7 protein-coding genes are annotated in these 9,126 nt (G+C 70.8%); 1 reads left to right on the forward strand and 6 read right to left on the reverse strand.

Annotated features, from left to right (window positions below):
* Positions 1 to 1,233 (forward strand): glycosyltransferase family 2 protein (locus tag G3N92_RS26840; RefSeq protein ID WP_206130618.1); only part of this gene is annotated, 1,233 nt, incomplete at its 5' end.
* Positions 1,234 to 1,242: 9 nt separating this feature from the next.
* On the opposite strand, the gene G3N92_RS26845 is transcribed toward G3N92_RS26840, so the two are convergent.
* The 6 genes from G3N92_RS26845 to G3N92_RS26870 all read right to left on the reverse strand — a co-directional run.
* Positions 1,243 to 1,689 carry a GNAT family N-acetyltransferase gene (locus G3N92_RS26845; protein WP_206130619.1) on the reverse strand — a complete coding sequence of 149 codons (447 nt, stop codon included), beginning with the start codon at positions 1,687 to 1,689 and terminating at the stop codon, positions 1,243 to 1,245.
* A 270-nt stretch (positions 1,690 to 1,959) separates the two neighbouring features.
* The gene (serC, locus tag G3N92_RS26850) at positions 1,960 to 3,057 is read right to left on the reverse strand and encodes a 3-phosphoserine/phosphohydroxythreonine transaminase (protein ID WP_206130620.1); all 1,098 of its coding nucleotides are present in this window, start codon (positions 3,055 to 3,057) and stop codon (positions 1,960 to 1,962) included.
* Positions 3,054 to 4,328 (reverse strand): RimK family alpha-L-glutamate ligase, encoded by a 1,275-nt coding sequence (locus G3N92_RS26855; RefSeq protein ID WP_206130621.1) that lies wholly within the window; start codon positions 4,326 to 4,328, stop codon positions 3,054 to 3,056. Before G3N92_RS26855 ends, serC begins: the two co-directional genes overlap by 4 nt.
* Before the next feature lie 3 nt (positions 4,329 to 4,331).
* A complete protein-coding gene (locus tag G3N92_RS26860; RefSeq protein ID WP_206130622.1) occupies positions 4,332 to 4,544 on the reverse strand; it encodes a hypothetical protein in 213 nt (70 codons plus the stop codon).
* 223 nt (positions 4,545 to 4,767) lie between these two features.
* Positions 4,768 to 7,905, reverse strand: coding sequence for an efflux RND transporter permease subunit (locus G3N92_RS26865; RefSeq protein WP_206130623.1), 3,138 nt, complete (start codon positions 7,903 to 7,905; stop codon positions 4,768 to 4,770).
* Positions 7,902 to 9,126, reverse strand: a 1,225-nt coding sequence (locus G3N92_RS26870) for an efflux RND transporter periplasmic adaptor subunit (RefSeq protein ID WP_206130624.1), incomplete at its 5' end; no start/stop codon positions are given. The genes G3N92_RS26865 and G3N92_RS26870, both read right to left, overlap by 4 nt.

The following is a 9,126-nucleotide window of genomic DNA, read 5'->3' on the forward strand; positions in this document are numbered from 1 at the left end:
CTTGTCGGCCGGCTCGCGCGCGTGCATGCGCCGGCGCAGCTCGCGCCCGGCCCGCCGCGGCCGACGCTCGGCGTGGCGGTGGCCGCCTACAACGCGTCTCGCGTCATCAAGGTCACGCTCGACGGCCTGTTCGGCCAGACCGAGCCGCTGCATCAGATCGTGTTCGCCGACGATGGCTCGACCGACGACACGATCGCCGTGCTGACGCGGCAATACGGCCTCGTGCAGGCGCCCGACGGCGAACTGAGCGCGCCGAGCACGCGGTACCCGAACCTGCGCTGGCTGCGCGTGCCGCACGGTGGCAAGGCCGCCGCGCTGAACGCCGCGCTGCTGCACGTCTCGACCGACGCGGTGCTGACGGTGGACGCCGACACGCGGCTCGCGCCCGACGCCTGCGCCGCGATGCGCCGCGCGTTCGCGGCCGAGCCGGAGCTGGTGGCCGCCACCGGCATCCTCACGCCGATCTGCGCGCGCGACCTGTCGGGCCGCTTCTTCCAGTGGTTCCAGACCTACGAGTACATCCGCAATTTCATGTCGCGCTTCGCGTGGATGCGCGCCGACAGCCTGCTGCTGATCTCGGGCGCGTTCGCCTGCTTCCGCCGCGACGCGCTGCTGAAGGTGGGCGGCTTCGACGGCGAATGCCTCGTGGAGGATTACGAACTGATCCACCGGCTGCGCCGCTACGCCGTCGAACAGGGCGAAACCTGGCGCGTGCGCGTGATCGGCGACGCCCATGCGCGCACCGATGCGCCCGGCACGCTGCGCGCGTTCCTGCGCCAGCGCCGCCGCTGGTTCGCGGGCTTCCTGCAGACGCAGTACTGGAACCGCGACATGACGGGCAACCGCCGCTACGGCCAGCTCGGCCTGCTGATGCTGCCGGTCAAGGCGCTCGACACGCTGCAGCCGATCTACGGCCTGACCGCGATCGCGCTGCTGCTGGTGTTTCTCTGCCAGGGCCGCTTGCACACGGCGCTGTCGATCTCGGGCGTGATCGCCGCGAAGATCGCGATCGATTTCGCGTTCCATCTGTGGTCGATCCACCTGTACCGGCGCTGGACGGGCTACCGTGAGCAGTCGAGCCTGGCGATCGCGTTCGTCGCTTCGGTGTTCGAACCGTTCAGCTTCCAGGTGCTGCGCCACGCGGGCGCGGCGCTCGGCTGGCTCCACTTCCTGCGCGGCAACCGCCATTGGGGCGCGCAGGAACGCACCGGGCTGATCGGCGACGGCCAGTAAGCGGCACGCTCAGGCGGCGTCGCGCAGCGCCTTGCGCATGAAGTAGCGCGACACGCCGGCCGGCTGGCACGGGATCTCGCCGAACACGGTGAAGCCGTGCTTCTCGTAGAAGCGCGGCGCCTGGAACGAGATCGTGTAGAGCACCGCGTGCTCGCAGCCGCGCCGGCGCGCCTCGTCCTGCGCCTGCCGCAGCAGTTCGCTGCCGAGGCCGCTGCGGCGCAGCGGCTCGGACAGATAGAACATGTCGATGAACAGCACGCCGAGCGAGGTGCGACCCGTCAGGCCGCCGAGCACCGCGCCGGTGGCGGGATCGGTCACGATCAGGTCGAGCGCGGTGTTGTCGGGCTGGCCCGATTGCAGGTCGTTGTACTGGATCAGGTGTTGCGCGAGCCAGGCGCGCGCGGCATCGTGCTGGCCGTCGGCCAGCCGGATCGTGTAAGCGGGTTGCGATGTCATGCGGATGAGGTGGCGTCGAACGGTGGAACGGCCCGGCTGCCGCATCGCGGGACCAGGCTCTGTCGTGTCATCGCGACGATCGCGATGCGCGCTCATGTTGCCACGTCCGCCCGCCCTCGCACAGGCCGGCGTGCCGCGCCCGCACGGTGGCCGATGCCGCCGCACCCGCTTCGATTCGATCGCGCCCCGCCGCGACGCTGCAACGCCCATTGCGCTGCTTTGGCCCCACCCCGTTCCGAGGCCGCAGCGCCCGCTACGCCGCCGCCCCGCTCACAGCCGCGTGCGCCCGAACGTCAGCAGCGCCTCGCACAAGGTCTCCACCGCCTCTTCCGTCACCGCGTTGTAGAGCGACGCGCGCAGCCCGCCGATCGAGCGGTGCCCGTCCAGCCCGACGATGCCGTAGCGCCGCGCGTAATCCACGAACGCCTCGTCCATCCAGGCGTCCTTGAACGTGAACGCCACGTTCATGCGCGAGCGCCAGCGCGGCGCGGCGTGCAGCGAGACGGCGTCGCCGAGCGCGTCGAACGTCTCGAACAGCCGCGCCGACTTGCGCGCGTTGATCTCGCCCATCGCCGCCAGCCCGCCCACCTCGTCGCGCAGCCAGCGCGACACCAGCGTCAGCACATAGATCGCGAACACCGGCGGCGTGTTGTAGTTCGAGCCGTGCGCCACGTGGATGCGGTGGTCGAGCATCGCGGGCAACCCGGCCGGCACGCGCGCCAGCAGCGAGCGATGCACGATCGCCACCGTCACGCCCGACGGGCCGAGGTTCTTCTGCGCATGCGCGTAGAGCATCGCGTAGCGATCCGTGCGCAGCGGCGCGGACAGGAAATCCGACGACATGTCGGCGATCACCGGCACCGCCAGCTCGGTATCGAGCGCGTCGAACTGCAGGCCTTCCACGGTTTCGTTCGACACATAGTGCAGATAGGCCGCGCGCGGATCGGGCGCGAGCGCGCGCAGGTCGGGCAGATCGACGAAGCCGCGCGGCTCGCCGTCCCACACCACCTCGGCCGGGCCGACGCTGGCGGCGTCGCGCGCGGCGCGGCGGCTCCAGTAGCCGGACACCACGTACTCGGGCGGCGCATGGTCGGGCGTCGCGAAGTTCATCGGGATCATCGCGAACTGCAGGCTGCTGCCGCCCTGCTGGAACGTCACGGCGTAGTCGTCGGACAGGCCCAGCAGCTCGCGCAGGTTGCGTTCGGCCTCCAGCAGCAGCGCGCGAAACCATTCGGAGCGATGGCTGGTGCCGAGGATCGACAGGCCGGTGTCGGGCAGCGCAACGATCGCGTCGCGCGTCTGGGCCAGCACCGTCTCGGGCAGCGCGCCGGGGCCGCCGGAGAAATTGAGGGCGTTGGGGTTCGTCATGCGCGGGAATCCGAAGAGTCGGGAACGTCGGTCGAACGGGCGGCGTCGGCCTGCGCCGCACGGCGGGCGACCATGCCGAGGAACGCGTCGAACACGCGCTGCATCTGCGGCAGCTTGTACGGATACAGCGCGGGATCGTCGATGTCGTGCACCACCATCGCGGTGGCCGTCTCGAAGATCAGCAGCGCGCCGTCGCGCGTCTCGGCGCAATCGAGGCCCACGTAATCGAGGCCGGTGCGCGCCGCGATGCGCGCGAACGCCTCGCGGTGGCGCACCGCGAAATCGGCGTCGAAGCTGGCGAAGCAGTGCGCCTCCTCGCCGCGCCGCACGGCGTCGCCGCCCATTTCCGCGTACGGGTAATGAACGATCCAGTGCGACGAGATCCCCATGTGGCACACCAACGGCACGCCGTCGCACATCACGATCCGGTACTTGCGGTAGAGGCCGTCGCCGCTGCGGTAATCGACGAACGGCGCGACGTAGAACGCGTCGCCTTCCATCGCCTGCAGATACGCCGCGAAATCGCCCGGCGCGTCGATGCGCACCAGCCCGCGCCCCGCGTGCGAGCCCACCGGCCGCACGATCAGCGGATAGGCCGCGTGCAGGCCCGCCACCGGCGACGCATCGCGCGCGGCGTCGGCCAGTTGCTCGCGCGACACGCGCACCGTCTCGGCCATGCGGATGCCGGGCTGATCGCCGAGCAGCGCGAACGCCGCCTCGCGCGCGGTCGACCCGATGCGCTGCGGCGCGTTGATCAGCGGGCGCGGGCTGCGCGCGGCCAGCGTCGCCATGCGCGCGAGGCGCGGCGTGTTGGCGTCCGACGCGCAGGCCGCCACCATCAGCACGTCGTGCGGCGGCAGCGTGTCGGGCAACGGCAGCGCGTCGTCCACATACAGCACCTCGACATGCAGATCGGCCCGCTCGATCAGGCATTCGAACGGCGTGTTGGCGATCAGATCGCCGGGCGCCTTCAGCACCAGGAGGCGCGGCGCGCCGGGCGACGCGGCGCGCGGCAGCACGTAGTGGCGGCGCTGCGCGAGCGCCAGTTGCTGCACCTGCGCGGCCGCCTCGGGCTGGTACTTCAGTTCGAGCACGAGCGCGAGTTCGAGCAGCGCATCGGGCTCGTCGCGGTGTTCGAGATAGCGAACCAGTTCCGCGCCGAGCGGCGCGAGATCGAGCCCCTGCCCGGCCGCGCGCAGCAGCTCGGCCAGCCCGAGCGGGCGGTACGGTTCGCTCGCGCCGTCGCGCGATGCGTCGAGAGTCGTCGCCATGGTTCAGCGGCTCCGCGTGGGGTTCGGCAACGGTTGCGCGGCAGCGCACTCGCCCACGTACCCGACCGATTCCTCGAACCAGCCCGGCGGCAGCGCCGCATCGGGCACGGCAGGCGCGCGATCAGCCGGCGCATCCATATCGGCATCGCGAGCGAGCGCGGCATGGCGTCCGCCCACCAGCGTCAATGCAGCGCGGCGCGCCGGTTTGAGAGACACATTCGACATCCGGCAATTCCCCGTAAACGGCCCGGCGCGCAGCGCGCGCCGTGTATTGAAATCCGGGCGGGGCGTCGCGCATCGCGCGCACGGCGTGGCGCGCGCGCCCCGCTCCGGTCGGCGACCAGCATGCGGGGGCGGGCCTTAACGGATGCTTAACCGTCGGCGCGATAACGGAGAATTTCGCGCAATAGTGTCTTGCACGGCCGGCGTCATGCGGCGGTCATACCGGTGCGCTCGCGTTGGCGTCGGTGTCGGCATCGTCGCGCGCGTCGCGTTCGAAACGCCGCGCGTAACGGTCGAACGCCAGGTAGATGACGGGCGTGGTCAGCAGCGTCAGCACCTGCGAGAACAGCAGGCCGCCGATGATCGAGATGCCGAGCGGCACGCGCAGCTCCGCGCCCGCGCCGTGCCCGATCGCCAGCGGCAGCGCGCCGAACAGCGCGGCCAGCGTGGTCATCATGATCGGCCGGAAGCGCAGCACGCAGGCCTGGCGGATCGCCGCCACCGGCGGCAGGTGCTGCTCGCGCTCGGCGGCCACGGCGAAGTCGATCATCATGATCGCGTTCTTCTTGACGATGCCGATCAGCAGGATGATGCCGATCATGCCCATGATCGACAGATCCTGGCCGCACAGCATCAGCGCGAGCAGCGCGCCCACGCCGGCCGACGGCAGCGTCGAGATGATCGTCAACGGATGGATCGGGTTCTCGTAGAGCATGCCGAGCACGAGGTACACGGCCACCAGCGCGGCGAGGATCAGGTACGGCTCGCTCGCGAGCGAGGCCTGGAACGCCTGCGCCGTGCCCTGGAACGTGCCGGTCAGCGTGTCGGGCTTGCCGGCCTTCGCCTCGTCGGCGCGGATCGCGGCCACCGCGCTGCCGAGCGACTGCCCCGGCGCGAGATTGAACGAGATCGTCACGGCCGGGAACAGCCCCTGGTGATTGACCGAGATCGGCGACACGCCCTGCTTCAAGGTCGCCAGCATCGACAGCGGCACCAGCGCTTGCGTCAGCGGCGAGCGCACGTACAGGTGCGCGAGCGCGTCGGTCGGCGCCTGGAACGACGGATCGACCTCCTCGATCACGTGGTACTGATTCAGCGACGTGAACAGCGTCGCGATCTGCCGCTGGCCGAACGCGTCGTACAGCGTGTCGTCGATCGCCTGCGCCGTGATGCCGAAGCGCGAGGCGGTGTCGCGGTCGATGTCGAGCGTGGTGCTGGTGGCCGAGGCCTGCAGGTCCGACGACACGTCGGCCAGTTGCGGCAGCGCCGCGAAGCGCTTGGTCAGCACGCCGGCCCAATGCGACAGCTCGGCCGGGTCGGCGTCCTGCAGCGTGTACTGATATTGCGCGGCGCTGATCCGCCCGCCCACCTGGATGTCCTGGCGCACCTGCATCGACAGGCGGATGCCGGTCACGCGGTCGGTGAGCGGCCTGAGCCGGCTCAGCACCGTGTCGGCGCTCGCGCTGCGCTGCCCGAACGGCTTCAGGTTGATCATCATGTGGCCCTGGCTGACGGTGGGGTTCGGGCCGATCCAGTAATAGACGTTGTCCACCGCCGGATCGGCCTCGACGATCCGGCCCAGCGCCTGCATCTTCAGCGCCATCGCGCGCGGCGAGATGTCGGGCGAGGCCTGCGCCAGCCCGATGATCAGCCCCGAATCGGCGAGCGGGAAAAATCCCTTCGGAATCTTGACGAACAGCGCGCCGGTCAGCGCGACCATCGCCACCGACACCGCCAGCATGGTGCGCCGATGCCCGAGCGACCAGTCGAGCGCGCGCTCGTAGTGGCGCTCCATCGCCACGAAGCCGCGTTCGAGCACCCGTTCGAGCCGGTGGCCGAGGCGCTGCAGGCGGCCTTGCCGCGCCGCGTCGCGCTTGCGCTCGGCGATCACCCAGCCGCACAGCATCGGCGTGAGCGTCAGCGAGACGACGGCCGACATCACGATCGCCACGCTGACCGTCACCGCGAACTCGCGGAACAACCGCCCCACGATGCCGCCCATCATCAGGATCGGGATGAACACCGCGATCAGCGACACCGTCATCGAGACGATCGTGAAGCGCACCTCGTGCGCGCCGAGCCACGCCGCGCGCAGCTTCGGCACGCCCGCCTCGATATGGCGCATGACGTTCTCGATCACCACGATCGCGTCGTCCACCACGAAGCCCACCGCGATCGTCAGCCCCATCAGCGAGAGGTTGTCGAGGCTGTAGCCGAGCACGTACATCACGCCGAACGTGGCCACCAGCGAGAGCGGAATCGTCAGGCTCGGGATCACCGTGGCCCACACGTTGCGCAGGAACGAGAAGATCACCATCACCACCAGCGCGACGGTCAGGATCAGCGTGAACTGCACGTCGCGCACCGAGGCGTCGATGGTCTGCGTGCGGTCGCCCACCACGCGCACGTGCGCGGCGGCCGGCAGCGCGGCCTCCATCGCCGGCAGGCTGGCCTCGATGTTGCGGATCGTCGACACCACGTTGAAGCCGGGCTGCTTGTGGATGTCGAGCGTGATCGCGCGCTCGCGCCCGAGCCACGCGGCCTGCGTGGTGTCCTCGGCGGCGGCCACCACGGTGCCGAGATCGCCGACGCGCACCGGCGCGCCGTTCTTGTACGCCACCACCAGCTCGCGATAGGCGGCGGCCGAGGTGATCTGGTCGGTGGCGTTGAACACCACCGAGCGATCCGGGCCGTTCAGGCTGCCCTTCGGCTCGTTGACCGTCTGCACGCCGACGATCGAGCGCACGTCCTCCAGCGTCAGCCCGCGCGCGGCGAGCTTGTCGGGATCGACGCGAATCCGCACCGCCGGGCGCTGCTGGCCGTGAAAATCCACGAGGCCCACGCCCGGCATCTGCGAGATGCGCTGCGCGAGGAAATCCTCGGCGTAGGTGTCGAGCTGGGTCAGCGTCAGCGACGGCGAGGTCAGCGCCACCGTCAGCAGCGTGAAGTCGGCCGGGTTGGTCTTCTGATAGGTGGGCGGGTTCGGCAGGTTCTTGGGCAGCGTGCCGCCGGCGGCGTTGATGGCCGTCTGCACGTCCTGCGCGGCGGAATTGATGTCGCGGCTCAGATCGAACTGCAGCGAGATCGAGGTGGTGCCGAGTGAACTCGAGGACGTCATCTGCGTGATGCCCGAGATGTTCGAGAGTTGCCGTTCGAGCGGCGTGGCCACCGAGGTGGCCATCGTGTCGGCGCTCGCGCCGGGCAACTTGGCGATCACCTGGATGGTGGGGAAATCGACCTGCGGCAGCGGCGCGACCGGCAGCAGACGGTACGCGACGAGGCCGGCCAGCAGGACGGCGAGCGCCGCGAACGAGGTCGCGACGCGGCGACGGATCAGGCTGTCGAGCACGCTCATGCGGGGGCATCCAGGGTCGGTGCGGCCGCGGCCGATGCGGCGGCCGCATGCGCGTCGAGCAGCTTCACCGCGGCTTGCGCGCCGGGGTTCAGGCGGCTCTGGCCGTCGAACACCACCAGGTCGCCGGCCGCCACGCCCGAGCGGATCTCGGTCAGGCCGCCGGCCGCGAGGCCGGTCTTGACCGGGCGCAGCCGCGCCGCGCCGGTGCGGTCGATCACGAACACCTGCGTGCCGGCCTGGGTGTTGACGATCGCGCGCGACGGCACCGCCACGCGATGCGTATCGGTGCGCACGCGCAGCGCCACGCCGAGCAGCTCGCCCGGCCACAGCCGCCGGTCGCGATTGGCGAACGCGGCCTTCATGCGGATCAGGCCGGTGCCGCTGTCCACCTGGCTGTCGACGAACGACAGCGTGCCTTCGGCCAGTTGCGGGCCACCGCCGCGCACCGATACCGTCACCGCGAGCGGCGCCTTGGCCTGCTCGGCCAGCACCGACGGCAAGGCATCCTGAGGAATCGAGAACTGCACGTCGATCGGCTCCATCTGCGTCAGCACGACGATGCCGGTGGCGTCGGCCGGATGCACGATCGCGCCGAGATCGGCCTCGCGCGCGCCGACCCGGCCCGCGAACGGCGCCGCCAGCGTGGTGAAGCCGAACTGCAGGCGGGCGCTGTCCACCGCCGCCGCGTCGGCGGCCACCGTGGCCTTCAGCGTGCGAACCTGCGCGCGCGCCGTATCGACGCTCTGCGCCGTGGCCGCGCCGATGCCCACCAGTTGCGTGTAGCGTTCGAGATCGCGCTCGGCGTTCGCGAGGCTGGCCGCATCCTTGTCGCGGGTGGCCTGCGCCTGCCGCAACTGCGCGGCGAGCGGGCCCTGATCGAGCTGGGCGAGCACCTGTCCGGCCTTGACGTCCTGGCCTTCGCGGAACGCGATGCGGGCCAGTTGGCCGTCCACGCGCACCTTCACGTCGACGGCGTTGCGCGCCAGCACCGTGCCCACCGCCGGCACCTGCATCGGGAAATCGGCGAACACCGGATAGCCGGCGTCCACCGGCACACCGGGCGCGGGCTGTCCGGATTTCGCGCTCGGCCACTTGGCCCAGACGATCACGGCGGGCAGTGCGGCCAGCAACGCGAGGCCCGCGGCGCGGCGCAGCCACGGGCGGCGCGGCGGCGTGCCGGGCGCGGACGGATCGGGAGAACGGGGAACGTCGCGGTCAGTC

Source organism: Burkholderia sp. Ac-20379, from assembly GCF_017104645.1.
GTDB lineage: Bacteria > Pseudomonadota > Gammaproteobacteria > Burkholderiales > Burkholderiaceae > Burkholderia.

Bases quoted from the DNA above. Each gene is read 5' to 3' on its own strand.
- serC (WP_206130620.1), bottom strand. From the start codon at position 3,057: ATGACGAACCCCAACGCCCTCAATTTCTCCGGCGGCCCCGGCGCGCTG.
- G3N92_RS26865 (WP_206130623.1), bottom strand. From the start codon at position 7,905: ATGAGCGTGCTCGACAGCCTGATCCGTCGCCGCGTCGCGACCTCGTTC.
- G3N92_RS26845 (WP_206130619.1), bottom strand. From the start codon at position 1,689: ATGACATCGCAACCCGCTTACACGATCCGGCTGGCCGACGGCCAGCAC.
- G3N92_RS26855 (WP_206130621.1), bottom strand. From the start codon at position 4,328: ATGGCGACGACTCTCGACGCATCGCGCGACGGCGCGAGCGAACCGTAC.